Source organism: Pseudomonas sp. H3_E07 (assembly GCF_054668895.1).
In genome coordinates, this window is record NZ_CP162795.1 from 1726642 (window position 1) to 1753217 (window position 26576).

General features: G+C 60.4%; 22 protein-coding genes, 1 other RNA gene and 1 riboswitch. Of the genes, 7 read left to right on the forward strand and 16 right to left on the reverse strand.

The genetic code is table 11. The annotated features are described in order from the left end of the window. Positions 1 to 2: 2 nt before the first annotated feature. The 9 genes from mraY to rsmI all read right to left on the reverse strand — a co-directional run bounded on the left by mraY (position 3) and on the right by rsmI (position 9051). Positions 3 to 1085 (reverse strand): phospho-N-acetylmuramoyl-pentapeptide-transferase, encoded by a 1083-nt coding sequence (mraY, locus tag AB4O08_RS07825; RefSeq protein ID WP_010213039.1) that lies wholly within the window; start codon positions 1083 to 1085, stop codon positions 3 to 5. Beyond that, positions 1085 to 2455 (reverse strand): UDP-N-acetylmuramoyl-tripeptide--D-alanyl-D-alanine ligase, encoded by a 1371-nt coding sequence (locus tag AB4O08_RS07830; protein WP_038452722.1) that lies wholly within the window; start codon positions 2453 to 2455, stop codon positions 1085 to 1087. The genes mraY and AB4O08_RS07830 overlap by 1 nt, the downstream gene beginning before the upstream one ends. After that, positions 2448 to 3911: a UDP-N-acetylmuramoyl-L-alanyl-D-glutamate--2,6-diaminopimelate ligase gene (locus AB4O08_RS07835; RefSeq protein WP_010213043.1), complete on the reverse strand. Its 1464-nt coding sequence runs from the start codon at positions 3909 to 3911 to the stop codon at positions 2448 to 2450. Before AB4O08_RS07835 ends, AB4O08_RS07830 begins: the two co-directional genes overlap by 8 nt. Further along, the gene (locus AB4O08_RS07840) at positions 3911 to 5653 is read right to left on the reverse strand and encodes a peptidoglycan D,D-transpeptidase FtsI family protein (RefSeq protein ID WP_165447909.1); all 1743 of its coding nucleotides are present in this window, start codon (positions 5651 to 5653) and stop codon (positions 3911 to 3913) included. Before AB4O08_RS07840 ends, AB4O08_RS07835 begins: the two co-directional genes overlap by 1 nt. Next, complete coding sequence (gene ftsL / locus AB4O08_RS07845; protein WP_003216203.1) at positions 5653 to 5946, reverse strand: cell division protein FtsL; 294 nt, start codon at positions 5944 to 5946, stop codon at positions 5653 to 5655. The genes AB4O08_RS07840 and ftsL overlap by 1 nt, the downstream gene beginning before the upstream one ends. Next, positions 5943 to 6890 (reverse strand): 16S rRNA (cytosine(1402)-N(4))-methyltransferase RsmH, encoded by a 948-nt coding sequence (gene rsmH, locus AB4O08_RS07850; RefSeq protein ID WP_010213048.1) that lies wholly within the window; start codon positions 6888 to 6890, stop codon positions 5943 to 5945. Before rsmH ends, ftsL begins: the two co-directional genes overlap by 4 nt. After that, positions 6887 to 7342, reverse strand: a complete 456-nt coding sequence (gene mraZ / locus AB4O08_RS07855; RefSeq protein ID WP_003171868.1) for a division/cell wall cluster transcriptional repressor MraZ — start codon at positions 7340 to 7342, stop codon at positions 6887 to 6889. The genes rsmH and mraZ overlap by 4 nt, the downstream gene beginning before the upstream one ends. 354 nt (positions 7343 to 7696) lie before the next feature. After that, positions 7697 to 8049, reverse strand: an RNA gene (gene rnpB, locus AB4O08_RS07860) — RNase P RNA component class A. Positions 8050 to 8145: 96 nt separating this feature from the next. Then, positions 8146 to 9051: a 16S rRNA (cytidine(1402)-2'-O)-methyltransferase gene (gene rsmI / locus AB4O08_RS07865; RefSeq protein WP_181195555.1), complete on the reverse strand. Its 906-nt coding sequence runs from the start codon at positions 9049 to 9051 to the stop codon at positions 8146 to 8148. Positions 9052 to 9227: 176 nt separating this feature from the next. On the opposite strand from rsmI, the gene AB4O08_RS07870 reads away from it, so the two are divergent. The 4 genes from AB4O08_RS07870 to AB4O08_RS07885 all read left to right on the forward strand — a co-directional run bounded on the left by AB4O08_RS07870 (position 9228) and on the right by AB4O08_RS07885 (position 12674). Further along, on the forward strand, positions 9228 to 11039 hold the full coding sequence (locus tag AB4O08_RS07870) for a penicillin-binding protein activator (RefSeq protein WP_010213053.1): 1812 nt from the start codon (positions 9228 to 9230) through the stop codon (positions 11037 to 11039). Further along, a complete protein-coding gene (locus tag AB4O08_RS07875) occupies positions 11039 to 11410 on the forward strand; it encodes a YraN family protein (RefSeq protein ID WP_010213054.1) in 372 nt (123 codons plus the stop codon). Before AB4O08_RS07870 ends, AB4O08_RS07875 begins: the two co-directional genes overlap by 1 nt. Positions 11411 to 11502: 92 nt before the next feature. Beyond that, the gene (locus AB4O08_RS07880; RefSeq protein WP_021491872.1) at positions 11503 to 12096 is read left to right on the forward strand and encodes a phosphoheptose isomerase; all 594 of its coding nucleotides are present in this window, start codon (positions 11503 to 11505) and stop codon (positions 12094 to 12096) included. Beyond that, positions 12093 to 12674 (forward strand): BON domain-containing protein, encoded by a 582-nt coding sequence (locus AB4O08_RS07885; protein ID WP_010213057.1) that lies wholly within the window; start codon positions 12093 to 12095, stop codon positions 12672 to 12674. Before AB4O08_RS07880 ends, AB4O08_RS07885 begins: the two co-directional genes overlap by 4 nt. Before the next feature lie 61 nt (positions 12675 to 12735). Here the strand turns inward: AB4O08_RS07885 and AB4O08_RS07890 are convergent, their stop codons facing one another. The 7 genes from AB4O08_RS07890 to AB4O08_RS07920 form a co-directional block, all read right to left on the reverse strand. Beyond that, the gene (locus tag AB4O08_RS07890) at positions 12736 to 13509 is read right to left on the reverse strand and encodes an OmpA family protein (protein WP_021491873.1); all 774 of its coding nucleotides are present in this window, start codon (positions 13507 to 13509) and stop codon (positions 12736 to 12738) included. A 192-nt stretch (positions 13510 to 13701) separates the two neighbouring features. Continuing rightward, entirely contained in the window at positions 13702 to 14346 is a 645-nt protein-coding gene (locus tag AB4O08_RS07895) for an MBL fold metallo-hydrolase (protein ID WP_460114791.1), read from the reverse strand. A gap of 85 nt (positions 14347 to 14431) precedes the next feature. Continuing rightward, positions 14432 to 17161: a LuxR C-terminal-related transcriptional regulator gene (locus tag AB4O08_RS07900; RefSeq protein ID WP_042571671.1), complete on the reverse strand. Its 2730-nt coding sequence runs from the start codon at positions 17159 to 17161 to the stop codon at positions 14432 to 14434. Positions 17162 to 17386: 225 nt separating this feature from the next. Beyond that, the gene (locus AB4O08_RS07905) at positions 17387 to 18751 is read right to left on the reverse strand and encodes a DUF1329 domain-containing protein (protein WP_010213061.1); all 1365 of its coding nucleotides are present in this window, start codon (positions 18749 to 18751) and stop codon (positions 17387 to 17389) included. 27 nt (positions 18752 to 18778) lie between these two features. Then, complete coding sequence (locus tag AB4O08_RS07910) at positions 18779 to 20641, reverse strand: DUF1302 domain-containing protein (protein ID WP_010213063.1); 1863 nt, start codon at positions 20639 to 20641, stop codon at positions 18779 to 18781. A gap of 332 nt (positions 20642 to 20973) precedes the next feature. Further along, the gene (locus tag AB4O08_RS07915; RefSeq protein ID WP_010213065.1) at positions 20974 to 22656 is read right to left on the reverse strand and encodes a fatty acid--CoA ligase; all 1683 of its coding nucleotides are present in this window, start codon (positions 22654 to 22656) and stop codon (positions 20974 to 20976) included. 258 nt (positions 22657 to 22914) lie between these two features. Beyond that, positions 22915 to 23547, reverse strand: coding sequence for a LysE family translocator (locus AB4O08_RS07920; protein WP_010213066.1), 633 nt, complete (start codon positions 23545 to 23547; stop codon positions 22915 to 22917). Positions 23548 to 23632: 85 nt separating this feature from the next. On the opposite strand from AB4O08_RS07920, the gene AB4O08_RS07925 reads away from it, so the two are divergent. The 3 genes from AB4O08_RS07925 to AB4O08_RS07935 all read left to right on the forward strand — a co-directional run bounded on the left by AB4O08_RS07925 (position 23633) and on the right by AB4O08_RS07935 (position 26472). Beyond that, positions 23633 to 24598 carry a 2-hydroxyacid dehydrogenase gene (locus AB4O08_RS07925; RefSeq protein ID WP_010213068.1) on the forward strand — a complete coding sequence of 322 codons (966 nt, stop codon included), beginning with the start codon at positions 23633 to 23635 and terminating at the stop codon, positions 24596 to 24598. A gap of 30 nt (positions 24599 to 24628) precedes the next feature. Then, positions 24629 to 25627, forward strand: a complete 999-nt coding sequence (locus tag AB4O08_RS07930) for a class I SAM-dependent methyltransferase (protein WP_106118884.1) — start codon at positions 24629 to 24631, stop codon at positions 25625 to 25627. Between the two features lie 50 nt (positions 25628 to 25677). Continuing rightward, positions 25678 to 25799, forward strand: a riboswitch (yybP-ykoY riboswitch). Between the two features lie 88 nt (positions 25800 to 25887). After that, on the forward strand, positions 25888 to 26472 hold the full coding sequence (locus AB4O08_RS07935) for a TMEM165/GDT1 family protein (protein WP_004372026.1): 585 nt from the start codon (positions 25888 to 25890) through the stop codon (positions 26470 to 26472). The last annotated feature ends 104 nt before the right edge of the window (positions 26473 to 26576 follow it).

Genomic DNA, 26576 nt, shown 5'->3' on the forward strand with positions numbered 1-26576 from the left:
TTCTACCTCAGTTTCAGGGTGGCAAGGCCGATCAACACCAAGATCACGGTGATGATCCAAAAACGGACGATCACACGTGGCTCAGGCCAGCCCTTGAGTTCAAAGTGGTGGTGAATCGGCGCCATGCGGAACACGCGGCGTCCGGTCAATTTGAAGGAAGCCACCTGGATGACCACCGACAGGGTTTCCATCACGAACACACCGCCCATGATGAACAGTACGATTTCCTGGCGAACGATCACCGCGATGGTGCCCAGGGCCGCGCCCAGCGCCAGTGCGCCGACGTCGCCCATGAAGACTTGTGCGGGATAGGTGTTGAACCACAGGAAACCGAGGCCGGCACCGATCAGCGCGCCACAGAACACGATCAGCTCGCCTGCACCCGGTACATAAGGGATCAGCAGGTACTCGGCGAATTTCACGTTACCCGACAGGTAGCAGAAGATGCCGAGCGCGCCGCCCACCATCACTGTCGGCATGATCGCCAGGCCGTCGAGGCCGTCAGTCAGGTTGACCGCGTTGCTGGAGCCGACGATCACGAAGTAGGTCAGCACCACGAAGCCAATGCCCAGTGGAATGCTGGCGTCCTTGAGCATCGGGATGATCAGGGTGGTTTCCACCGCGCTTGGCGCGGTCATGAACAGGAACACCGCTGCGCCCAGGCCGAACACCGATTGCCAGAAATACTTCCAGCGGCTTGGCAGCCCCTTCGAATTCTTCTCGATCACCTTGCGGTAGTCATCTACCCAGCCGATGGCGCCGAACAGCAGCGTGACCAGCAACACGGTCCACACGTAGCGGTTGTGCAAGTCGGCCCACAGCAAGGTGCTGATGCCGATGGACGACAGGATCAACGCACCGCCCATGGTCGGGGTGCCGGATTTGGACAGGTGCGACTGCGGGCCGTCATTACGAACCGATTGACCAATTTGCAGGTTCTGCAGGGTGCGGATCATCCACGGCCCCAGGAACAGCGACAAACACAACGCAGTCAGCACACCCAGGATCCCGCGCAGGGTCAGGTACTGAAAGACCGCGAAGCCTTTGTGGAACTGTTGCAGATACTCAGCCAGCAGCAGCAGCATTAATGTTTCTCCGTACTTGAGCCACACAAGGCCGCGACGACGTTTTCCATCACCGCGCTGCGCGATCCCTTGATCAAAATGGTTGTATGTTTGTCATGTTCAGCCGCGGTCAGCGCCTGAATCAGCTCGGCCTGGGTCACAAAATGTCGGGCACCAGGGCCGAATACGCTGACGGCGTGGGCCATGTTCGGGCCGACGGCATAAAGCGCGTCGACTTTGCCGGCGGCGTAAGCGCCGACCTCGCGATGGGACTGTTCGGCCCAGTCGCCCAGTTCGGCGATGTCGCCCAGCACCAGCACCTTGCGGCCTTCGAAGCTTTTGAGCAGGTCAATGGCAGCGCAGATAGAGGACTGGTTGGCGTTGTAGGTGTCATCGATCACGCGCATGCCGTTGGTGGCCAACTGCGCTACGGTGCGCCCCTTGACCGGCTGCACCGCACCCAGGCCCGTGGCGATCCCGAACAGCGACACGCCGAGGGCGTAGGCGGCTGCAGCGGCGGCCAATGCATTGGCGACGTTGTGGTTGCCCAGCAGGTTCAGTTGCACATGTTCGTTGCCTTGCGGGGTGTGCAAGGTAAAGGACGGGCAGCCACGCGCATCAACGGTGATGTTGGACGCATGGAAATCCGCCGCGGCGTTGAGCACGGCAAACGTCAGGACCTTGCGACCGGCGGCGCGTACACGCCAGGTTTCGAAGGCCTTGTCGTCGAGATTCAGCACAGCGATGCCCGAGGCATCGAGGCCTTCGAGGATTTCACCCTTGGCCTCGACGATTTTTTCCGGGCCGCCGAACTCGCCGACATGGGCGGTACCGGCGTTGTTGATGACCACCACGTGAGGCTTGGTCAGCGCCACGGTGTAGGCAATTTCGCCGACGCGCGACGCGCCCAACTCGATCACCGCCGCCGTGTGTTCCGGGGCCAGTTCAAGCAGGGTCAACGGGGCACCGAAATCATTGTTCAGGTTGCCACGGGTGGCGTGCACCGGGCCGCGCGTGCGCAACACGCCGGCAAGCAGCTCCTTGACCGTGGTCTTGCCGCTGGAGCCGGTAATGGCCGCAACGGGATTGGTAAATGCGGCACGGTTCAACGCACCCAGCTGGCCGAGGGCCAAACGGGTGTCGGCGACCAACAGTTGCGGCAGTGTGGAGTCCGCCACTGCGCGCTGCACCAAGGCGCCGACGGCACCTTTGGCGGCGACTTCATTCAGGTAGTCGTGACCATCGAAGCGCGGGCCCGTCAGTGCGACAAACAGTTGCCCCGGCTTGATGTTGCGGCTGTCGATACTGACGCCGTCGAAGCTGCAATCGCTCGACAGCACGCGGGCCGACAGGGCCTGGGTCAGTTCGCTGAATTTCATCGCTTTAAGCATGGGCGATCTCCCAGGCGTTCAAGGCGTGATCGGCCTCGACCAGATCGGAGAAGGCGTGCCGCTCGCCGTTGATTTCCTGATAGTCCTCATGACCTTTACCGGCCAGCACCACCACGTCGTCAGCACCGGCGCTGGCGATCAATTGGGCGATGGCTACACCGCGCCCGGCGACAAACGTGGCCTTGGACACGTCTTTGAAGCCGACACGGATGTCGTCGAAAATCTGGCTCGGGTCTTCGCTGCGAGGGTTGTCGTCGGTGACAAGCACGCCATCGGCCAGACGCTCGACGATCTCGGCCATCAACGGACGTTTGCCGCGATCGCGATCGCCACCGCAACCGAACAGGCACAGCAGCTTGCCCTTGGCGTGTGGACGCAGCGCCACCAGGACTTTTTCCAGGGCATCGGGCGTGTGGGCGTAATCGACCACGACCAACGGCTGTTTGCCGCCACCCAGGCGCTGCATGCGACCGACCGGGCCTTCCAGCTTCGGCAGTACACGCAGGATTTCGTCGAGGGCGTACTCCAGGCCGAGCAACGCGCCGACGGCCGCCAAAGTGTTACTCAGGTTGAAGCGACCGAGCAGGCTGCTGCGCAAATGATGCTCGCCCTGAGGCGTCACCAGCGTGGCGCGCACACCTTCATCATTGAATTGGGCTTCGCGGCAATACAGGTACGCGCTGGCGTCTTCCAGGCTGTAGCTGATCAAGCGCGATTCACGGTCTTCGGCAGCCAGCTGGCGGCCGAATGCGTCATCCAGGTTTACCACGCGGCACTTGAGGTCGTTCCAGGCAAACAGCTTGGCCTTCTCGGCAGCGTAGGCTTCCATGGTGCCGTGGTAATCGAGGTGATCGCGGGACAGGTTGGTCATCACCGCCACATCAAACGCCAGCGCAGCAACGCGGCCCTGGTGCAAACCGTGCGACGACACTTCCATGGCAACCGCCTTGGCGCCGGCCTTTTTCAGGTCGGCCAGGGTCGCTTGCACAGCGATCGGATTCGGCGTGGTGTGCAGGCCGCTTTGCAGCGCGCCATAGAAACCGGTGCCCAAGGTGCCGACGATGCCGCAATGCTGGCCCAGCAGGTCAAGCGCCTGCGCAATCAATTGGGTCACGCTGGTCTTGCCGTTGGTGCCGGTGACGCCGATCAGGTTGACCTGGCGGCTCGGGTCGCCATAAAAGCGTCCGGCAATGTCAGACAGCTGCGCAGCCAGGCCTTTGACCGGAATCAATGGCACGTCAGTGATCGGCAGCACGGTGGCGCCTTCCACTTCATAAGCCACGGCAGCCGCACCGCGTTGCAAGGCATCCGCGATGTGCGCACGGCCATCGAACTTACCACCCGGCACGGCCAGGAACAGGTCACCGGCGCGTACATTACGACTGTCCAGGCTCAGCTCGCGGATCAACAGATCGCGTCCGGCATGGGCAAAAATCTTGTTCAGGCTAAGAGACATCAGCCGCGCCCTCCATTGGCTTTTACAGCAGCGGCCGGTGGACCGGCATTCGCTTGTTGGGTCGGCGGCAGGTTGTCCGGCGTGATGTTCATCAGGCGCAGGGTGCCGGACATCACTTTGCTGAACACCGGCGCCGATACCAGGCCACCGAAGTAACCGGCTTTGCTCGGCTCATCGATCACCACGACGATGGCGTAGCGTGGATCGCTCATCGGGCCGAAGCCGGCGAACAGCGAACGGTAAGAGTTTTCGGCGTAGCCTTTTGTGCCCACCGACGTTTTACGAGCGGTACCCGACTTGCCCGCCACGTGATACGCCGGCACCTGGGCACGGAATACGCCGCGCGGTGCCTCGATCACTTGTTGCAGCATGCCTTGCATGGTCTTGGCGACGTTTTCCGGAATCACCTGGGTGGCTTTCGGCGCTTCGTCGACATGGATCAGGCTCAGCGGAACCATCCGGCCATTATTCGCCAATACAGAGAAAGCGTGAGCCAGTTGGATCGCGGTCACGGACAGGCCGTAGCCGTAGGAAAGCGTGGCGGTCTCGGCCTTTTTCCAGTCGCGATAGTTGGGCAGGTTGCCCACGCGCTCGCCTGGAAAATCGAGGCCGGTGGGTTGGCCCAAACCGATTTTCTGCGCCAAGTGATAGATGGTCTCGCCGCCGATATCGAAAGCGACCTTACTCATGCCCACGTTACTGGAGTTGATCAGGATACCTGTCAAATCCAACACCGGGCCTTCGGTACGGGACACGTCACGAATGGTGTATTTGCCCAGTTGCAAGGTACCTGGGTACACCTCGACCTTGTCGCTGGGTTTCCAGCGCCCGGTTTCGAGGGCGGCACTCATGGAGATCGCTTTCATGGTCGAGCCCGGCTCGAACACGTCGATCATGGCGCGGTTGCGCATCATCGCCGGCTGCAGATTGCGACGGTTATTAGGGTTGTAGGTCGGCTGGTTGACCATGGCGAGGATCTCGCCGGTCTTCACGTCCATGATCACCAGGCTGCCGGCCTTGGCGCCATTCTCGATGATCGCGTTACGCAGCTCGCGGTTGGCCAGGTATTGCAGGCGCAGGTCAATGGACAACGCCAAGGGCTTACCGGCCTTGGCGTTCTTGGTGACTTGGACGTCCTTGATCAGTCTGCCGCGCCGATCCTTGATGACTTGGCGTTTGCCAGGAACACCGGCAAGCCATTCATCGTAGGCGAGTTCCACGCCTTCACGGCCGTGGTCATCGATGTCGGTAAAGCCCACCATGTGCGCGGTGGTTTCACCGGCCGGGTAAAAACGACGGAACTCCTCGATGCCGTAGACACCGGGGACTTTAAGGTCGAGCACCTGCTGACCTTGTTCAGGCGTCAAGCCACGAACAAGGTAGATGAATTCTTTATTGGCCTGGGCTTCGAGGCGCTCGGCCAAGGCTTTCGGGTCCTGGCCCAAGGCAGCAGCGAGCGCCGGCCAACGGTCCTTGGCCACCTGCAGTTCCTTGGCGTTGGCCCACAGGGTGGTCACCGGCGTACTGACGGCCAGAGGCTCGCCGTTACGGTCGGTGATCAGGCCGCGGTGTGCAGGAATCGGGATGTGTCGCAGGCTACGGGCGTCGCCCTGGCCGATCAGGAAGTCCCGGTCGACCACTTGCAGGTCAATGATCCGCCAGGCAATCGCACCCACCATCAATGCCAGCAAGCCGAGCATCAGGCGGAAGCGCCATGGGTAGAGTGCGCCCTCGAGTTTCATCATGGCGCCACCATGCGGACTTCAGCCGCGCCAGGAATGTGCATTTTCAGCTGTTCGGTGGCCAGCACTTCGATACGGCTATGGGCCGTCCAGGTGCTTTGTTCGAGGATCAACCGGCCCCACTCCGCTTGCGCCTTGTCACGCACACTCAACTCCCCATACAGGGTATTCAGCAACTGACGGTTGTAGTGGGCGCTGTAGGACACCGCAATCGCGGAAACCAGCACGCCGACAAACAGCAGCAACATGAAGAAGCTGCCGCCCGGGAGGGGCTTGGCGAAAAGCTTGCTCACCGCAACTTCTCCGCGACGCGCATAACGGCGCTGCGGGAGCGTGGGTTGGCCTTGAGTTCGGCTTCGGAAGCGAACTGCGCTTTGCCATGGATTTTGATTTTCGGCACAAAGGCCTCGAAACGTACCGGCAGGTTGCGCGGCAGGTTGTCGGACTCACCCTTGACCAGGCGACGCATGAACAGTTTGACGATACGGTCTTCCAGGGAGTGGAAGCTGATCACCACCAGGCGACCGCCCACTTCCAACGCCTCGAGCGCAGCCTCGAGGCCGGCCTCCAGGTCGCCCAATTCGTTGTTGACGTGAATACGCAGGCCCTGGAAGGCTCGGGTTGCCGGGTTCTTGCCCTTTTCCCAGGCAGGGTTGGCGACTTTCAGTACTTCGGCCAGGTCGGCTGTGCGTTCGAACGGCTGGATTTCACGGCGCTCAACCACGGCACGGGCCATGCGGCCAGCGAAACGTTCTTCACCGTATTCCTTGAACACACGGGCGATTTCTTCCACTGGCGCGGTCGCGATGAACTGCGCGGCGCTGACGCCACGGGTCGGGTCCATGCGCATGTCGAGCGGGCCATCGTTCATGAAGCTGAAGCCGCGTTCGGGGTCGTCGAGCTGTGGCGAGGACACACCCAGGTCGAGCAAAACCCCGGCCACCTTGCCCGCCATGCCGCGCTCCGCCACTTCGGCGCCCAGCTCGGCAAAGCTGCGCTGCACAACGACAAAGCGGCCGTCTTCGGCCGCTAGCGCTTGCCCGGTGGCAATCGCTTGAGGGTCTTTGTCGAACCCGAGGAGTTTGCCGTCAGGCCCGAGCTGGCTGAGTATCAACCGGCTATGCCCGCCTCTGCCGAATGTGCCATCCAGATAGCAGCCATCCGCGCGTACGGCGAGAGCCTCAACGGCTTCGTCAAGCAGTACGGTGATGTGGTTAAAGCCGCTATCAATAGTCACAGGATCAAATCACGCAGTTCATCAGGCATGGCGCCCGGTTGTTGAATAGCAGCCAGGTCAGCTGCAGAAACAGCATCCCAGGCATCTTCGTCCCACAATTGGAACTTGTTCAGTTGGCCGACCAGCATTGCGCGCTTATCCAGCTTGGCGTACTCGCGCAGACGCGGAGGCACCAGGAAACGACCGCTGCCATCCAACTCGAGGTCGACGGCATTACCAATCAGCAAACGCTGCAAGCGGCGGTTTTCTTCACGCAATGAAGGCAGGGCGCGCAATTTGGTTTCAATCAACTCCCACTCATCGAGGGGGTAAACACATAAACAAGGGTCAACGGCATCGATAGTGATGATCAACTGTCCGGAACTTCGCGAAATGAGCTCGTCACGATACCGGCTCGGCATGGCGAGACGGCCTTTTGCATCGAGACTGATAGCGTTAGCTCCGCGAAACACAGATGCGTTTCTCCAAATTTTAGCGTTTTACGTTCAAAAAACCCACTTTGTGCCACTTTCCGCCACTTGCGCACACTATAGGAATGCGCCCACCACACCGTCAAGGCGCGGATTCAAGGAAAAGCCTTACAGAACGGAGATTTAGGAGCGTAAACGGAGGAGAAAACCGAGTTCGACGATGTTTTTGGCCCAACAAGCACAGATAGCTCAAAGAGCTATAGCTCGAAGTTAAAGTAATTTATTAAGAGTAAGATTTTTTTGGTATTACGAAGATGCATCTGCCAATCATTCGGCAGGGAGGGATTCTTGCGTTACTACCGGTTTTCTGCCCGAGATTCGGACAAAAGGAAAAAGGTGGAGAGTCGATCTGTAAGCCGGGTTCTGTCTTGAACAGTCATTCGTCTACGATGGCCATCACTGGACATCTTTAGCAACCTACCCGGTCCCAGCGCGGGCCACGCCTTGGGACCCTATTTGGTCTTGCTCCAAGTGGGGTTTACCTAGCCACGAACTGTTGCCAGACGTGCGGTGCGCTCTTACCGCACCTTTTCACCCTTACCGGCACCGAAGTGCTTAGGCGGTTATTTTCTGTGGCACTTTCCGTAGGCTCACGCCTCCCAGGCATTACCTGGCACTTCGCCCTATGGAGCCCGGACTTTCCTCCCCCCCTAATTTTCATAGAGGGCAGCGACTGTCCAATCGACTCTCCGCCGCGAAGGTTAACGGCACGGCGGACTTAGGACAAGTAATAAAAGTTCAGAATTGCCATCACGTTCAGACGGAATACAGGTTTGACACCGGAATTATTCGGCCTTCTGCTTATCCAGTGCCGTTTGATACAAGAGGTTCTTGCGCACGCCGGTAATCTCCGCCGCCAGGGCTGCTGCACGCTTGAGTGGCATCTCCTTGAGCAGTAGATCCAGAATACGCATCGCCTCGCTGCCCACGGCGTCCTCGTCCTCTGGCGCCGTCCAGCCCGCCACCAGCACCACACACTCGCCGCGCTGCTGATTACTGTCGCCCTCGACGAACGCACGCAGCGCTTCCAAAGGCAGGCCCTTGAGGGTTTCAAAGGTCTTGGTCAGCTCACGCGCCAGCAGCGCCAGGCGTTCGCCGCCAAACACCAGCTCCATATCCTGCAGGCATTCAAGGATTCGGTGGGGGGCTTCATAAAAGATCAACGTGCGCGGTTCTTCCTTCAGTGCTTGAAGGCGCGCACGACGCCCTACAGCTTTGGCTGGCAGAAAACCTTCAAAGATGAAACGGTCCGACGGCAGGCCCGCCGCCGATAACGCAGCGATCAGCGCGCACGCGCCCGGAACAGGCACTACATTGATACCAGCGGCCCGCGCTTGGCGCACCAGATGGTAGCCGGGGTCGGAGATCAGCGGCGTGCCTGCGTCAGAGATCAGCGCCACATCGTCGCCGGCCAGCAGGCGTACGATAAAGCGACTGCCCTCTTCGCGCTCGTTGTGCTCATGGCACGCCGCTAATGGCGTGCTGATACCAAAATGCTGCATCAAGCGCTGGGAGTGACGAGTGTCTTCAGCCGCGATCAATTTAACCTCGCGCAACACTTTCAGTGCCCGGGCACTGATGTCGTCCAGGTTGCCAATGGGCGTCGCCACGACAAAAAGCGAGCCTGCAGTGGAATTCAAAGGACCTGGAGCAGTCAAAACGCACACCTCGATGGTTGGCAAAAGCGACATTGTAGCGCGTAGGCGCCTTGAAAATATGCCATCACGGCCGATGCCTTTTCAGCCGTTTGACGCCCGTTGCAACATTTGCACGACCTAAATCGACGGTTTCACGCCAGTAACATCGCGCCTGGGCCAGTGCTTGGGTACAATTCCACGCTAATTTGATCGGTATCAGGAACACTTACATGATCGCTTGCCTGCGGCTGCTCTCCGCCCTCTGCCTCGCTGCCTTGCTGGCCGCCTGCGCCAGCTCGCCCTCGTCCAGCCTTGGCGACCTTCCACGGACCCCGGACGCCAGTATCGAGCAACTGCTCGAACAGGCCACCACCGCCAAGACGCCAGAAAAGGCCGCATTACTGCGCCTGAGTGCGGCAGACATGGCCTACAAGCAGAACAACCCTGGCCGCTCGTCGCAGATTCTTGCGCAGGTGTCCCTGGATGTCCTCAAGCCAGCCGCGCAAGTTTTTGCCAGCACCCTGGCCGCTGAACTTGCCATGGCGCGCAACCAGCCCAAGGCCGCGTTGACCGCCCTGAACCACCCAAGTCTGCAAAGCCTGAAGGACCTGCCGCCCGAGCAGCAGATCCGCACCGCCAGCGTACACGCCCGTGCTTATGAAGCCGATGGCCAGACCCTGGCCGCCGCCCGTGAACGTGTCGCCATGGCCCCACTGCTCACGGGCGATGCCGCCAAAAGCAACCACGAAGCTATCTGGGTATTGATTGCCGCCCTGCCGGCGGAACAGTTGCAGGCCAGCGGCAACCCGACGCTCGACGGCTGGATTACCCTGGCCCAGGCAGTCAAGGGCGCCGGTACGCTGGAGCAGCAACAGGCTGCCATCGACACCTGGCGTGCGCAGAACCCGGGCCACCCGGCTGCCGTGCAACTGCCAACGCCACTGACCAAGCTCAAGGAACTGGCCAGCCAGCCCCTGACCAAGATCGCCCTGCTGCTGCCACAGGATGGCCCGCTGGCCTCCGTCGGCAAGGCACTGCGTGAAGGCTTCATGGCTGCGCACTACCAGGCTGAACAAGCCGGGCAGAAGCCACCAGTGATCGAGTTCTATGACAGCTCGCGCCTCACCTCCCTCGACGACTTTTACGCCAAGGCCCAGGCTGCAGGCGTACAACTGGTAGTCGGCCCGCTGGAGAAACCGCTGGTCAAACAGCTCAGCGCGCGCCCACAACTGCCGATCACCACCCTGGCACTGAATTACAGCGAGAGCGATCGCAGCCCGGCGCAACTGTTCCAGTTCGGCCTGGCCGCAGAAGACGAAGCTCGCGAAGTATCGCGTCGTGCGCGTGCCGACGGCCTGCACCGCGCTGCAGCAATGGTGCCCCGTGGCGAGTGGGGCGAGCGTGTCTACAAAGCCTTCCGCCAGGACTGGGAAGCCAATGGCGGCCAGGTCATGGGGGTTGAGTACGTCGACCAGCCGGTCGCCCTCGCCCAGCAAATTGCCGATCTGTTCCAACTGCGTAAAAGCGAAGGTCGCGCCAAGAGCCTGCAAAGCACCGTTGGCACCGACGTCGCGGCGCAACCATCGCGTCGCCAGGACATCGAGTTCATCTTCCTAGCCGTGACCCCGCAACTGGCCCAGCAGATCAAGCCGACCCTGAACTTCCAATACGCCGGCGATGTGCCGGTGTACGCCACGTCCCACGTGTTCAGCGCCAGCGGCGACAAGAACCAGTACCTGGACATGACCAATGTGATGTTCTGCGAAACCCCTTGGCTGCTCAACACCACCGACCCGCTGCGCAATCAGGTTGCCGCTCAATGGCCGCAAGCCAATGGCAGCCTGGGTCGCCTGTACGCCATGGGCGTCGATGCCTACCGCCTGGCGCCACGCCTGGGGCAACTCAAGGCATTGCCGGACACCCGAGTTGACGGCTTGTCGGGCAGCCTGGGCATCAGCACCACCCAGCGCGTTGATCGCCAGATGCCATGGGCCAAGTTCGTCGGCGGTGAGATCCAGCGTCTGCCGGACACCCCGCGCTGATGCCCGAGCGGTCCAGCGCACAAAGTGGCAAGGATGCCGAACTACAAGCTCTGAAGCACTTGCAACAACAGGGTCTGCGCCTGCTGGCGCAGAACTGGTTATGTAAACGTGGCGAGCTTGATCTGGTCATGCTTGACGGCGATACAGTAGTATTCGTCGAAGTCCGCTACAGAAAACACGCACAATGGGGTGGCGCACTCGCCAGTATCGACGGGCGCAAGCGTCAAAAGCTGATACTGGCCGCGCAGTTTTTCCTGCAGAAAGAGCATCGCTGGGCCGACGCCCCCTGCCGTTTCGATGTGGTTGCCATAGAAAGCACACCGTCTGGTCAAGCTGATCTGAACTGGCTCAAAGATGCCTTCGACAGCTGATTCGCCGGACATCTTCACCACACACTTTTGCTCTTTGCTTTGCGGGCTGCACATTCCTGTGCCAAACAGCCGCGCTACTTAAGGTCACACAGATGGACATGCAATCCAGAATTCGCCAGCTTTTCCAGGCCAGTATCGACACCAAGCAACAGGCGATGGACGTACTTGCACCGCACATCGAGCAAGCCAGTCAGGTCATGGTCAACGCCTTGCTCAATGAGGGCAAAATGCTTTCGTGCGGCAACGGCGGTTCGGCCGGCGATGCCCAGCATTTCTCGTCCGAGCTGCTCAACCGCTTCGAGCGTGAGCGTCCGAGCCTGCCGGCTATTGCCTTGACCACCGACTCGTCGACGATCACCTCGATCGCTAACGACTACAGCTACAACGAAATCTTCTCCAAGCAGATCCGCGCCCTGGGCCAACCGGGCGACGTGTTGCTGGCGATTTCCACCAGCGGCAACTCGGCGAATATTATTCAAGCGATCCAGGCCGCACATGATCGCGAAATGATTGTCGTAGCATTGACCGGACGCGATGGCGGCGGCATGGCCTCACTGCTGCTGCCTGAAGACGTGGAGATTCGCGTCCCGGCCACAGTCACCGCACGTATCCAGGAAGTCCACCTGCTGACGATCCACTGCCTGTGCGATCTGATCGACAGCCAACTGTTTGGGAGTGAAGAATGACCGTTAACCGCCTCAGCCTTTTAGCCATCACCCTGTGCCTCGCTATCAGCGGCTGCAGCACGGCCATCACTGCAACACGCGACACCCCTATTCAGGATGACAAGGGCACCCGCACTTTCGGCAGCAAGATCGATGACTCGCTGATCGAAACCAAGGTTGAAGTCAACGTTGCCAAGGCCGCACCGGACCTGGGCAATGGTGCTTCGCGCATCGTCGTGACCAGCTTTAACGGCGTCGTGCTGCTCGCTGGCCAGACGCCACGCGCCGACCTCAAGGCCCAGGCCGAGCAAGCCGCCGCCGCCGTACAGCGCGTGAAGAAGGTACACAACGAGCTGCAAGTGATGAACCCGATCACCCTGCTGGCCATCAGCAACGACGCGCTGCTGACCACCAAGATCAAAGCGCAGATGCTCACCGATAACGCGATCCCTGGCTCGCGCATCAAGGTCGTCACCGACAACGGCATCGTCTACCTGATGGGCCTGCTCACCCAGGCCGAAGCCACTCGCGCAGCCAACCTGGTGCAGGGTGTTTCCGGTGTGCAGAAAATCGTCAAGGTCTTCGAGTACATCGATTGATGTAACCGACAGCCACAAAAAAGGGCGCCTTACTCAGGCGCCCTTTTTTATTCACGAATGTTTACTGGTACTGCGAGTACGGATTGCCCTGGAACTGGTTGTTCTGTTGTGGCGCCTGTTGCTGGGCACCTGGCTGTCCGTACTGTTGGCCAGGAATCGGGCCGAGGTTCACTTCCACACGACGGTTCTGGGCACGGCCGTTGACGTCGGCGTTGCTGGCAATCGGGTTATCCGGGCCGGCACCGCGGGCGCTCAGGTTGGCGCCGTTGACGCCTTGGGAAGTCAGGTAGTTGGCTACGCTCTGAGCACGGCGCTGGGACAGGTCCATGTTCAACTGGCGGCTACCGGTGCTGTCGGTATAACCGACGATCTGGATAGTGTTCTGATTGAACTGCTTGAGCGAGTTGGCCAGGTTGTTCAGCGGCTGGTAGAAGCTGCTGGAAATCGCGTCCGAGTTGGTCGCGAAGGTGATGTTGCCTGGCATGATCAGCTTGATCTGGTCACCCTGGCGCTGAACTTCAACACCGGTGTTGGCCATGCTTTCACGCAGTTTCTTTTCCTGCTGGTCGGCATAGTAGCCGTAACCCGCGGCACCGGCACCCGCAACGACGGCGCCGATCAGCGCGCCCTTGCCACGATTGTTGTGATCGATGGCCGCACCGGCCAATGCGCCGGCCAGGGCACCCAGGCCACCGTACTTGGCAGTCTTGCTCATACCGCCGGATTCATTACTCGCCTGTCCCTGGCTACTGCCGTCATAAGGGTTAGGGGATGCGCAGCCGGACAACAAAGCTACGCAGGTAGCGACAACAAGCAGACGACGCGAAGTGAACATGGGGGGAGCTCCTACTTTTGCATTCTATGGTGCAAAGGACATTGGCAATGGACCTGTGCCGAGTTTGGAACGCGACAAACGGCAAAAATTCCGTGACTACAGAAACCGTAGCAGACGCTCACTGAACACGACCTGAGTTTTTGCTACAAGGTTTGCTTGTTATAGAACGCGCTCTGCCCGGCAATGAACCCTTCACGCCCGCACAAATGGGTTCTCACGCATTTCATCGCCCAGCCGGGTATCCGGCCCGTGGCCGGTCACTACCGTCGCGCCCTCGTCCAAGGTATACAGGCGCTGCTTGATCGAGCGCACGATGGTCGCCTGGTCGCCGCCCCACAAATCGGTGCGCCCGATACCGCGACGGAACAGTGTGTCGCCGGCAATCAGCAGCTTGGCGTCGGCAAACCAGAAGCTCATCGACCCAGGCGTATGGCCGGGTGTGTGCAACGCCACGCCACAGCCACAGGCCAACTCTTCATCATGTTCCAGCCAACGATCCGGCGAAGGTACAGGGGTATAGGGCACGCGAAACATCTGGCATTGCATTTCCAGATTGTCCCAAAGGAATTGATCTTCTTTGTGCAGGTGCAAGGTGGCACCGGTCTTCTCCTTCAACTGGCCGGACGCCAGGAAGTGATCCAGATGGGCATGGGTGTGGATGATGCTCACCACTTTCAGTCCCAGGGCATCGAGCCGCGCCAGGATCAGCTCATGGTTGCCGCCTGGGTCGACCACGATGGCCTTTTTGCTGACGGGGTCGCCGATGATGGTGCAGTTGCACTGCATGGGGCCGACGGGGAAGGTTTCGCGGATGAGGGTCGGCTTGGCGGTTTCCATTCTGGGTCCTGTCGTGCAAATGAAATAACGTTTCCGGGCGAACATCGCCGGAATAAGTGCACTATTAAAACAGACTGGAGTATCCCTAGCCGATCAACCTCAGCTCTTGGGCCCTCGCCACTGCTTGCGTACGACGCTCTACACCCAGCTTGCTGTTGATGTGGCTCGCGTGAGTCTTGACCGTGTGCAGGGAGATAAACAGTCGATTGCTGATTTCCTGATTGGAGCAACCTTGAGCGATCAATTGCAGCACCGCCAGCTCCCGCGCGCTCAAGGTCTCATGGGTAGAAGCCGCTTCCACCACGACTACCGCCGGTAACAGCGCCAGCAGACTCTGGCTCAGCAGGCCGTGAGGATCTTTGGCCAGCTGCTCACGCATCCAGTCCGGGTGGGTTTCCAGCAATCGCTGGAAGGGTTGCAAAGCCCCGCCTATGCCGGCCTCAAGGGCCTGGGTAAACACTGAACGCGCCTTTGTCTCCTGCCCCTCCTCCAGCAACAGTTGCACCCGTTGGGTCAGGGCCATTAACGCGATCATCTGACGCCCGCTGTTATGCGCCTGCAGCGCCAGCTCTTCGAGACGCTGCAACGCCGCCGCAGGTTGGTGGCGAGTGGCGTCCAACGCAGCCTGTTGCAGCCCGATATGCTGCGGCAGGTGCGGGTGAAACTCCGGCGCGGCAGCGGCGTGTTCGCCATGGTAAGTTTGCCCCAGGCGCGTCAGCCAGGCGTCGGCCAAGTCGGTGCGGCCCTGGGCCAGCCACAGCTCGCACTTGATCAGGGTGATCATCGCCAGGTAGTAGATCGGCGGCACATCCCAGATATGCATCAGGCGCTCAGCCTCGGCGAGTTCGGCAAAGGCTTTGGGGAAGTCACCACGACGCCCTTCGAAATTGGCGATCACACAATGGCCGATCAACACGCTGATATCGCGACAAGCTCGGGCTTCGGCGAGGCCGGCACGCAAACGGGCGAGGCCGGCGTCGGGCTGGAGCCGCACCAGCAGCAGAAAACCTTCGTAGAGCGACAACCGCGCACGCACTGCATACAAGCGCTGCGGCGCCAAGCCGTGCAGGCGTTGCAAGCCCTGGCGGACTTCATCCAGGGAACGCAGGATCTCACCGCGCGCTTGCAACACTCGCGCGCGGTCGTAGTGGGCCAGGGCTTCGAACAATGGGTTGCCGACGCGCTGCGCCAGCTCCAGGGATTCACGGTTCAAGCCACGTGCACGCCAGAGGTCGGCATCGACAATGGCCAGGTTGGACAGGGTCGACAAGCACATCAACCGCTGGCCGTAACGCCGTTGTGGCAAGCTCTCCAGGGCCTCGCTGCAATAGCGCTGGGTCAGCTCGCGATCGCCCCGGCCGCGGGCGATGATCCCGCTCAGGGCCAGCCACTGGGCCAACATCGATTTCTGCGCGGTAGCCGACGGCGCCGGCAGGAAGCGGCTGAGGTAGCTGGACAGTTCTTCCGCTGCATCCAACTGGCAGGCCAGGCCCAAGGCCCAGCTGTAGAGCACGATCAAGCGCGGCGTGCTGATCAGCAGGCTGTCGGGCAAGTCCATTTTCCAGCGCAGTAGCATGCCGACATTCTGCTCAGCCAGCAGTTGTTCTTCAGACAGGTTCTGTACCAGGTTGGCCGCCACGTCCAGATGGCCGGCGCGCAGCGCCTGCTCCACCGCTTCATCGATCAAGCCTTGGGCATTGAACCAGCGACACGCACGCAGGTGCAGGCTGGCCGCCGGCAGAACGTGACTGCTGGCGCGCCGTGTGCGCAGCAAATCAGAAAAAAGATGGTGATAACGGTACCAATGCCCTTGGTCGTCCAGTGGCACCAGAAACACTTGGTGCGCCTGCAGGTAACGCAGGATTTCGGCACTGTCGTGGGCTTCACGCACCGCGTCGCAGAGTTCGCTGCAAAATCGATCCTGAGGGGCGGTGTCGTACAAAAACGCCTGCACGTCGGCCGGCAGGCAGTCGATGACTTCTTCCAGCAGGTAATCGCGGATGAGCCCTTCGCCGCCGTGCAGGCTCTGCGGCAAGGCGCCGTCGCTACCGGCTTCAGAGGCGGCCAACAGCCAGAAACGCAGGCCGGCGACCCAGCCTTCGCTGCGGCGGATCAGGTTATCGAGGGCTTCACCTTGTAGGGAATTGCTGTGGCGATCCAGCACTGCCAGTGATTCGTCGTGAGTCAGGCGCAAGTCCTGTTCATGCAGCTCCAGCAGATGACGCGACAACCGTAGCCGCGCCAGATGCCAGTCCGGACGCTGGCGGCTGGTAACCAACACCACCAAGCCGTCAGGCAAATGATTGAGGAAAAACTGCAGGCAGCGGTCGAGCACCGGCCCTTGGGCCAGATGGTAATCATCCAGCACCAGCAACAGCGGCGCACGGGTGGACAGGTGGACAGCCAGTTCGTCGAGCAGGCCATCCAGCCACTCTTCAAAGGCAAAGGGTTGGTGACGCTGACGCATTTTCAGCAGGCCCAGGGATTGGGCGCCGAGTTGCGGAAAGAATTGCTGCAAGCCGTCGAGCAGGCGTTCGAGGAAACGCCCGGGGTCGTTGTCCCGTGGGCTCAGGCCCAGCCACAGGCTTTGCCAATGGGCCGGCAGGCTCTGGCAAAACTCCACCGCCAACGAACTCTTGCCAAACCCAGCCGGTGCGCTGACCAGCAGCAAGCGCCCTTCCAGACCAGCGCTCAGGCGTTCGCACAGGCGAGGGCGCAGCACGTAGCCGTCAGGCAGAGGTGGCCTGTAGAAGCGACCTTCCAGGGTCGGAATGACCGTGCTGGCAGGCCCTTGGATTCGGGACAGATCAGTCATCGCCGGGCTCTTGTAGAAGGCTGTTGTCGGCATTGCAGATGTCCGCAGACTAGCGGTAAAAGCGGCGGGTTTGTAGATCTTTGCAACATTTGCCTGAAAAAGAACTGCGACAAAAAATGTGGGAGGGGGCTTGCCCCCGATGGCGGCGGATCAGTCAATGCGCTTTTTGACTGTCCCACCGCCATCGGGGGCAAGCCCCCTCCCACATTTGCAAGCTAACGCAGGTTAGCGAACACCATCCTGGCGCAGGGCCGCCGGGGTGAAGTCGCTGGTGGTGGCGGTGAAGCCAAAGTCATACGCCTGCTTCTCTTCGTTCTTCATGCCCAGCGCCAGGTAGCGGCCGGACTGCAGGTCGTAGAGGGTTTCCAGGGCGTACCACGGCACTTGCTTGTCGTAGTAGTTCTCGGCATGGGCTTCCGCCACGCGCCACAGTTGGCCACGGCCGTCGTAGTGGTCGATCACGGCCGCTTGCCAGGTGTCTTCGTCAATGAAGAAGTCACGCTTGGCGTAGATGTGACGCTGGCCTTCCTTCAAGGTCGCGACCACGTGCCAGACGCGGCGTAGCTCGTAGCGGGCCAGGTCCTGGTTGATGTGGCCGGCCTTGATGATGTCGGCGTATTTGAGCTTCGGATCGTCGATCTTGTAGCTGTTGGAGGCGATGTAGATTTCTTTCTTGCCCTCCAGCTTCCAGTCGTAGCGATCCGGTGCGCCGTTATACATGTCGAGGTTGTCGGAGGTACGCAGGCCGTCGGCTGCGGTACCTGGCCCGTCATAGGACACTTGCGGCGCCCGGCGCACACGGCGCTGGCCGGCGTTGTAGACCCAGGCCGAACGCGGTTCCTTCACCTGGTCCAGGGTTTCGTGCACCAGCAGCACACCACCGGCCAGACGTGCCGGCGCGGTCACTTGCTGCTTGAAGTAAAACAGCACGTTGCCTGGGTTTTTCGGGTCGTAGTCCTTCATCTTGTCGCGGAATACAAACTGGTCACGGAAGTACACCAGGCTGTAGGAACCGTTGGTTTGCGGCGTGGCCTGGGTCACCAGACGGGTCACGCTGCCACCGCGATAACGGGTGATGTGGTTCCAGATCACCTCTACGCCGCTTTTCGGAATCGGGAACGGTACGGCGGTTTCGAAGTTTTCCAGGCCGTTACCGCCAGACACCAGGTTGGTCGTGGTGGCGTTCTTCTTGATGGAGGCAAACACATCAGCCGGCACTGTGGCACCGCGATGGGTCGGATAGACCGGCATCTTGAAGGTTTCCGGATAGCGCTTGAACATCGCGTACTGCCCCGGCGCCAGCTTGTCCTTGTATTGCTCCACGTTCGCTGCGGTGATGGTGAATTGCGGTTGTTCATTGGCGTAAGGGTTGGCCAGGAACCCACGGGCGTCGACGGCACCCGCGTTGGTCGGCAGCGGCGACCACTTAGGAATGGTGCCCGCCGCGTTACCGGCCATTTCGGCGCCCATCGGCGTCAGGGTCGTGCCCAGCTTGGCAGCTTCATCCGCCGACACCGCCGCCATGACGTTGCTCGCCAGGATCGACAGCCCAAGCACACCCACGTGCAACAGACTTTTGGTTATTTTCATGTTCTGGTCTTCCTGAAATGCGTGTGCTTAGAAGTTGGCGCCGAAGCTCAAAGCGACGAAGTCGCGGTCATCCACCGTGCTGAACTTGCCACCAAAGAAGTTGGTGTAGGCCAGGCTGGCGGTGTAGGTGTTCTGATACTCGGCATCCAGGCCCAGGCTGACTGCCTTGCGACCTTCTTCGAAGTTACCGCCAGGGCCTGGCGAATAACCTTTGACGTCATGGGACCACGCCACGTTTGGCTTGAGGTTGACGCCGGCGAACACGTCCGGGTATTCCCAGATGGCGCGAGCGCGGTAGCCCCAGGAGGTGGCGGTGGTGTAACCGTCGTTGTTGCAGTTGGTATTCAGGCTGGCGGCATTAGGCAAACCACCGCCTTGTGCTGTGGAGTTGTTGAGCGCGTTGCAGAACCCCCCTGGTAGCGAACCCGGACCAAAGACTGGGTCACGGCCATAACGTGCCTCGGATTTGCTTTCCAGCCCACCGACATGGGTCACGCCGATTTCACCGACAGTGGTCAAGCGGCTGGCGCCCATGACTTGATCGAAGAAGTGCGTGAAGGTGGTTTGGAACTGGGTGACTTCCTTGCGGTTATAACCATGCAGGTCCTGACCCGGCGTCCCTTTCAACACAGACGCATTGTTGAAGGGCGGAAGTGGCGTTACGCCGGCGAAAAGAATGTCTGTGGTGCTCAGTTGTACCGGTGCATTTGGGCGATAGCTCAACTCGCCGCTCCATGCAGTCCCCGTAGGCAGGGTAGTGGAGAAACTCAAGCCATACAGACGAATATCTTCCGGGTATTCAACGAAATAATTGGAGTTACCCGCAACCACCAACGGACGCAGCTGGGCTGGCACACCAGGCGTTGCACCGGTGTATTTCGATTGCGGTGCGCCCTGGGCACTGAAGATCGGCGCACGACTGTGGTAGTTCATGAAGTAAGCGCCGAACTCTGTATCCAGCGGCTCGAAGTTGTAATGGAACGCGACACCGAACTGACCACTGTCGCGCGCATCACGATCTGGACCACGACGCACCAATACGCCTTCGTTATTGACGTCGACGCCATTGGCGGCAAGCCCTGGCAGTACTGCGGCAGGCAGGAAGCGACGACTGTTCAACACGCGCAAATTGTCACTGCAGCCGTCGGAAATAACATCAGGCTGAGAGAAGAAAGTGCCGCAGTTATCGGTAACGGTCTGGTCCCATTCCAACTGATAGAACGCTTCCGCCGACAGGTTATCGGTCAGTGTCTGCGACACATAGAACATATTGACCGGAATCAAGCCTTCCTTGATCTCAGCCCCCGGACGACGGAACGCGGACACGTCGATCGGGTTGATCGAGTTGATGCCGCCGCCAATGAAGGTACTTTCACCCCAGCTCACCACCTGCTTGCCAAAACGTACCGACCCCGGCAAATCGGCAATGTTGTAGTTGTGGTAGATGAACGCATCGAGAATCTGCCCGCCAGAGGACTTGGCGCCCTCTTTACGGTTGTTGTCGCTGATGTCCTTGAACGGACGGCTTTCGTCCTTGAGCTCAAAGTCATACCAGTACTTGCCACGCACAAACACACCGGTATCGCCGTACTTCAGTTCCAGGTCATGAATACCCTTGAAGATCTTCGAGAACGTTTCACCGCGCTTAAAGTTGAGGTGACCGTCGTCGGAAGTTTGGGATAAGCCACGACCACCGTTGTTGACGCCAATCAGATCCTTGTTGGGCTTGGCTGTCGACCAGCTCGCCCCCACGGAAAGCGACGAGTCAAAACTCCCTTCGATTTCACCGATATTGAAACTGACGCCGAATGCGGGCCCGGCGAGCGTAGAAGCGAGACTGACGGCCAGGGGCAGTCTTGCCCGGCGCCAGAACTGGTTTACTGAGGTCATCGACGCTACTCCATGTGCATTATTGTTATGGCAGTGAGTTCTTTCTGTTGATGCGTGTAACAGCCGGAATACAACGATTCCAATGCCGCTCGGCAGCCGAGCCCTCATGGCCCGAAGCGGAACATCCTTGAAAAACTCTGAGTGGGACTATAGCCAGCAGGGGGTACTGCTTGATCCCTCTAAAGTGTGATTTGCATCACCAACCCGTCTGCCACAGTCCTTTCGCCATGTCGGCGAGGGCCGACGCGGCAAGGATGGCTGAAAATCGGCAAATCACAAGTAAAGGTGCCAGATAGAGCATTGCCGTGCCCGAGCGGGCACGGCGAGGAGGGTCAGAGGGTGGACAGGAAGGTGCTGTTGTTCGCCTGCCATTCAATGATGTCGATACGGATACGTTTTTTGTCGAGTTTTCCTACACTCGTCTTGGGAATTTCCGTAACAACGGCGATTTGGCTAGGAATCGCCCATTTGCTCAAATGGCCCAATTCCACGAACGGCTTGAGGTGTTCCTTGAGCTCGCGGGCTCCTATCACATGGCCATCACGCACCACCAGCAAGGCAAACGGGCGCTCGCCCCACTGCGGATCGGCAATGCCCACCACCGCTACTTCGCGTACCGCCGGGTGACGGCTGACCAGGTCTTCGAGGGCCAGGGAGGAGATCCACTCGCCGCCGGTCTTGATCACATCCTTGATGCGGTCGCGAATATCGATCACGCCAAATGCATCGAGGGTGGCCACGTCGCCCGTGTGCATCCAGCCGCCCGCCCACAGCTCGGCGCCCTTCTGCGGCTCGTTGTAATAACCCTCGGTCAGCCACGGCGCGCGCAGGACCAACTCGCCCTGGGACTCGCCGTCGGCGGGCAGGAAGTTACCCTCAGCGTCCATGATCGCCGCTTCCACCAATGGCCCAGGCACACCGGCCTTGATGCGGTAGGTGATGCGCTCGTCCTCGGTGCCGGCCATCAGTTCTTCGTTGAGGTGGGCGCAGGACACCAGCGGGCCGGTCTCGGACATGCCGTACGCGGCGGTCAGTTGAATCCCACGGGCCTTTGCCGCCTCATACAGCGTACGGTTGAGGGCACTGCCACCGATGACGATTTTCCAACCGCCAAAATCCACGCCTTGGGCGGCCTTGGCGTTGAGCACCATCTGCAGGATGGTCGGTACGCAGTGGGAGAAAGTGACCTTTTCCTTACGCCATAGCTCCACCAGGTATTCCGGGTCGTAGCGACCGGGGTAGACCTGCTTCAGGCCGAGCATGGTCGCCACATACGGCAAGCCCCAGGCGTGCACGTGGAACATCGGCGTGATCGGCATGTACACGTCGTTGGTGCCGAGCAATCGCACGCTGTCGACGCTGCCCATGATGGTCGCCACACCTATGGTGTGCAGCACCAACTGGCGGTGGGTGAAATACACACCCTTGGGGTTACCGGTGGTGCCGGTGGTGTAGAAGGTGGTGGCGACGGAGTTTTCGTCGAAATCCTGGAAGTCATACTTCGGGCTGGCGGCGGCGAGCAGGCTTTCGTACTCGCCCACCAGGTTGGGCAGCTCGGCAGTCTTGGAATCGCCGTCGGTGAGCAGCAGGGTCTTGTCGACCGTCGTCAGGTGCCCGGCAATCGCCTGGTAAAGCCCCACGAACTCACTGTTGACCAGCACGAAGCGGTCCTCGGCATGGTTCATGGTGTACAGGATCTGTTCCGGCGACAGGCGCACGTTGATGGTGTGGATCACCGCGCCGATCATCGGGATGGCGAACATGCATTCCAGGTAGCGATGGCTGTCCCAGTCCATCACCGCGACGGTATCACCGGCCTTGACGCCGGCCTCGGTCAGCACATTAGCCAGGCGGGCAACGCGTTCGATCAGGGTCGGGTAGGTGTAGCGCAGCTTGTCGCGGTAGACGATTTCCCGGGTCTTCTCGTAACGGGCGCCGGACATCAACAGGCGTTTGATCAACAGCGGATATTGGTACGCACCTTCGGCGGGCGGGATAACACGGGTCTGCAACATACGAATCCCTTTTATGACTGCACGGTCTTGGCTTCAAGATCTGCACTGTAGAGACCTTATGTTTCAACCAAATCAGCCAAAGGAATGATTTGCAGCCCCCAATGAATGCTAGCTTTGCGCCAGCATTGAAGCCTTACCGAGCTCCAATTTGGGAGCGGGCTTGCTCGCGAATGCGGTGGATCAGTCACGCATGTGTTGACTGTCACAGCGCATTCGCGAGCAAGCCCGCTCCCACATTTGTGCGGTGCTCACTCGAGTTTACTTCATGCTGGTGAAGGCCAGTTTTACGCCAATCGCAATCAGCACAGCGCCCATGGTGCGGTCGAACCAGTGGCCCATCCGCGCAAACCCAGCGCGCACGCGCTGCTGGCTGAACAGCATCGCCACCAGACAGAACCACAGCGCCGTCGCCACTGCCAGGTACACGCCGTAACCAGCCTGGATCGCCAGCGGTGTGTGCGGGTTGATCACCACGGTGAACAACGACAGGAAGAACAGCGTGGCCTTGGGGTTCAAGCCGTTGGTCACGAAACCGGCAGTGAAGGCACCTCGCGGGGTGCGTTCGCCCGCTTCGCGGTGCAACTCGCCCTCGGCGGCAGGCTTGGCCGGCTGCGCGCGCAGGGCCTTGAAGCCGATGTACAGCAGGTAGGCGGCCGCGGCCCATTTCAGGGCGTTGAACAACACGATGGACTGGGACACGATCAAGCCGATACCGAGCAACGAATAACCCACGTGCAGGAAAATCGCCGAACCGACGCCCAGTGCAGTCCAGGTCCCGGCGCGACGGCCGTGGGTCACACTTTCACGCACCACCACCGCGAAATCCGGGCCGGGGCTGGCCACCGCCAGTAAGTGAATCAGGGCTACGGTCAAAAACTCGGCGGCGTACATGCTCACTCCCATTAAGTAACTGATTATTTCATCTGATAGGCTCGGGAGATTACGCCTTCGAACCCTGTCGCAAAAGGTACAGTTGATGACGAACAATCGCCGCGCCGTCTTTCTTGATCACCCTTCCCTGGACCTGGGGGACCTCGACCTCAGCGAGCTGCGAGACAGCTTCAGCGAGTTGCAATTGTTTGCAGACACCACGCCGCAGAACGTGATCGAACGCGTGCAAGGCGCCCACGTCGTGATCAGCAACAAAATCGCCCTCAACACAGCAACCTTGGCGGCCTGCCCGGAGCTCAAGCTGATCCTGGTGTCAGCCACCGGCACCAATAACGTCGACCTCGAAGCCGCCCGCGCCCATGGCATCACCGTGAGCAACTGCCAGGGCTATGGCACGCCTTCGGTGGCGCAGCACACGATCATGCTGTTGCTCAACCTGGCGACGCGCTTGAAGGATTATCAACGGGATGTCAGCGCCGGCAAGTGGCAGGAGGCCAAACAGTTCTGCCTGTTGGACCACCCGATTGTCGAGCTGGAAGGCAAGACCCTCGGCCTGCTCGGCCACGGTGAATTGGGCGGCGCAGTCGCGCGACTGGCTGAAGCCTTCGGCATGCGTGTCCTGCTCGGCGCTATTCCGGGACGCCCGGCCCGCGCTGACCGCGTGCCGCTGGATGAACTGCTGGCGCAGGTGGACGCGCTGACCCTGCACTGCCCACTCAACGAACACACCCGCGACTTTATCGGCGCCCGTGAACTGGCGCTGCTCAAGCCCGGCGCGTTTGTGGTCAACACCGCACGCGGTGGTTTGATCAACGAACAGGCCCTGGCCGATGCATTGCGCAGCGGTCACCTGGGTGGCGCGGCGACCGATGTACTGAGCGTAGAACCGCCGGTGCATGGCAACCCACTGCTGGCCGGCGATATCCCGCGGCTGATCGTCACCCCGCACAACGCCTGGGGCAGCCGCGAAGCGCGCCAACGCATCGTCGGCCAACTGGCGGAAAACGCCCGTGGCTTTTTCAACGGGGCCCCGCTGCGCGTCGTCAGTTGATAAACTGCGCCCCTTTTCAAGGAGCAGACCATGGATCCGCGCAGTGAAGTACTGCTTCGTCAGGCCGAACTTTTTCAAGGCAACCTGCTGTTGGTGGGCTTGCCTGCCGACGACCTGCTCGGCCGACTGCCCAACGCCCACGGCTGGAGCTGGCATGCCGGCGACCAGGCGGCGCTAGATGCACGCTTCGCCGAGCGCAGCCACTTTGGTGTGAACGTGCCGGAGCGCGCATTTGATGCGGCGGTGATCTTCCTGCCCAAGTCCAAGGACCTCACCGACTACCTGCTCAACGCCGTGGCTGCACGCTTGCCCGGCGCCGAATTGTTTCTGGTCGGCGAGAAAAAAGCCGGCATCGAAAGCGCCGCCAAGCAGATGATCCCTTTCGGCAAACCGCGCAAGCTCGACAACGCGCGGCATTGCCAGCTGTGGCAGGTCACCGTGGCCAACGCGCCCCAAGCCGTCGAGCTGGAAAGCCTGGCACAGGTCTTCGAGGTGCCGCTGGCTGAAGGTCCGCTGAAGGTGTTGAGCCTGCCGGGCGTGTTCAGCCACGGTCGACTGGATCGCGGCACCGAGTTGTTGCTGGAGCACCTGGACAAGCTGCCAAGCGGCCATCTGTTGGATTTCGGTTGCGGCGCTGGCGTGCTGGGGGCGGCGGTCAAACGTCGCTACCCGCACAACACAGTGACGATGCTAGATGTGGACGCCTTTGCCGCTGCCAGCAGCCGCCTGACCCTGGCCGCTAACGGCTTGGAAGCCGAGGTGCTGACCGGTGATGGCATCGATGCGGCCCCGATGGGGTTGAACGCGATTTTAAGCAACCCGCCGTTCCATGTCGGGGTGCACACCGACTATTTCGCCACCGAAAACTTGCTGCGAAAAGCGGCGAAACACCTGGCAAAAGGCGGCGAACTGCGCTTGGTCGCTAACAGTTTCCTGAAGTACCAACCGCTGATCGAAGAGCACTTGGGCGTGTGCGCGATCAAGGCCGAGGGCAACGGTTTCCGCATCTACCGTGCAAAGCGCGGCTGACGGGCGTTTGAAAAAGAAGGCTTGCCGAATGGATTTTGCCTAGGCAGAATCCGCTCCGTCCTAGGGGAGTAGTCTCCCACGAGCGCCACGCTCGTCCGGCATACGTCAACATACTTGGTCAGCAGACCATGGCGTATGCGACCCAGGAGTCCGCACAGACGGACCGGGGTTTGACAAGACCTATGACACGCACACCTTACCCGGGGCGGGAAGGCTGTACGTGTCATAGCCGTGTCGACCCGCCCCTGGAAACCTACCTGATGCTGGATTCATTGCTCGTTCCTACCGCAATCGTTGCCTTGGCCGAAATCGGCGACAAGACGCAACTGCTCGCGCTCATCCTTGCCGCACGCTTTCGCAAACCCTGGCCGATCATCGCCGGCATCGTTGCCGCGACCCTGGCCAACCACGCGGCCGCCGGTGCCGTGGGGGCCTGGTTTGGGAGTTTCTTCTCGGATGCGGTGTTGCACTGGATCCTCGCGGCGAGCTTCTGCGCCACGGCGCTGTGGACCCTGGTGCCGGACAAACTCGACGATGACGAAGCCAGCACCACGCGCAAATTCGGCCCGTTCCTGACCACGCTGATCGCGTTCTTCCTTGCGGAAATCGGTGACAAGACGCAGATCGCCACGGTGATGCTGGCGGCGCAGTATCCGGAGTTGTGGCTGGTGATTATCGGCACCACCCTGGGCATGCTGATTGCCAACGTGCCGGTGGTCTTGGCGGGGAATTTTGCGGCGGAAAAACTACCGTTGACCTTGATTCGTCGACTGGCGGCAACAGCGTTCTTCATCCTGGCGATCGTGGCGGTGTACAAGGCCATGCAGAGCAGTGGCTGGATCTAAATCTGTAAACCCAATCAAATGCGGGAGCGGGCTTGCTCGCGAATACGGAGTGTCAGTCACTGATTATTTGACTGATCCAACGCCTTCGCGAGCAAGCCCGCTCC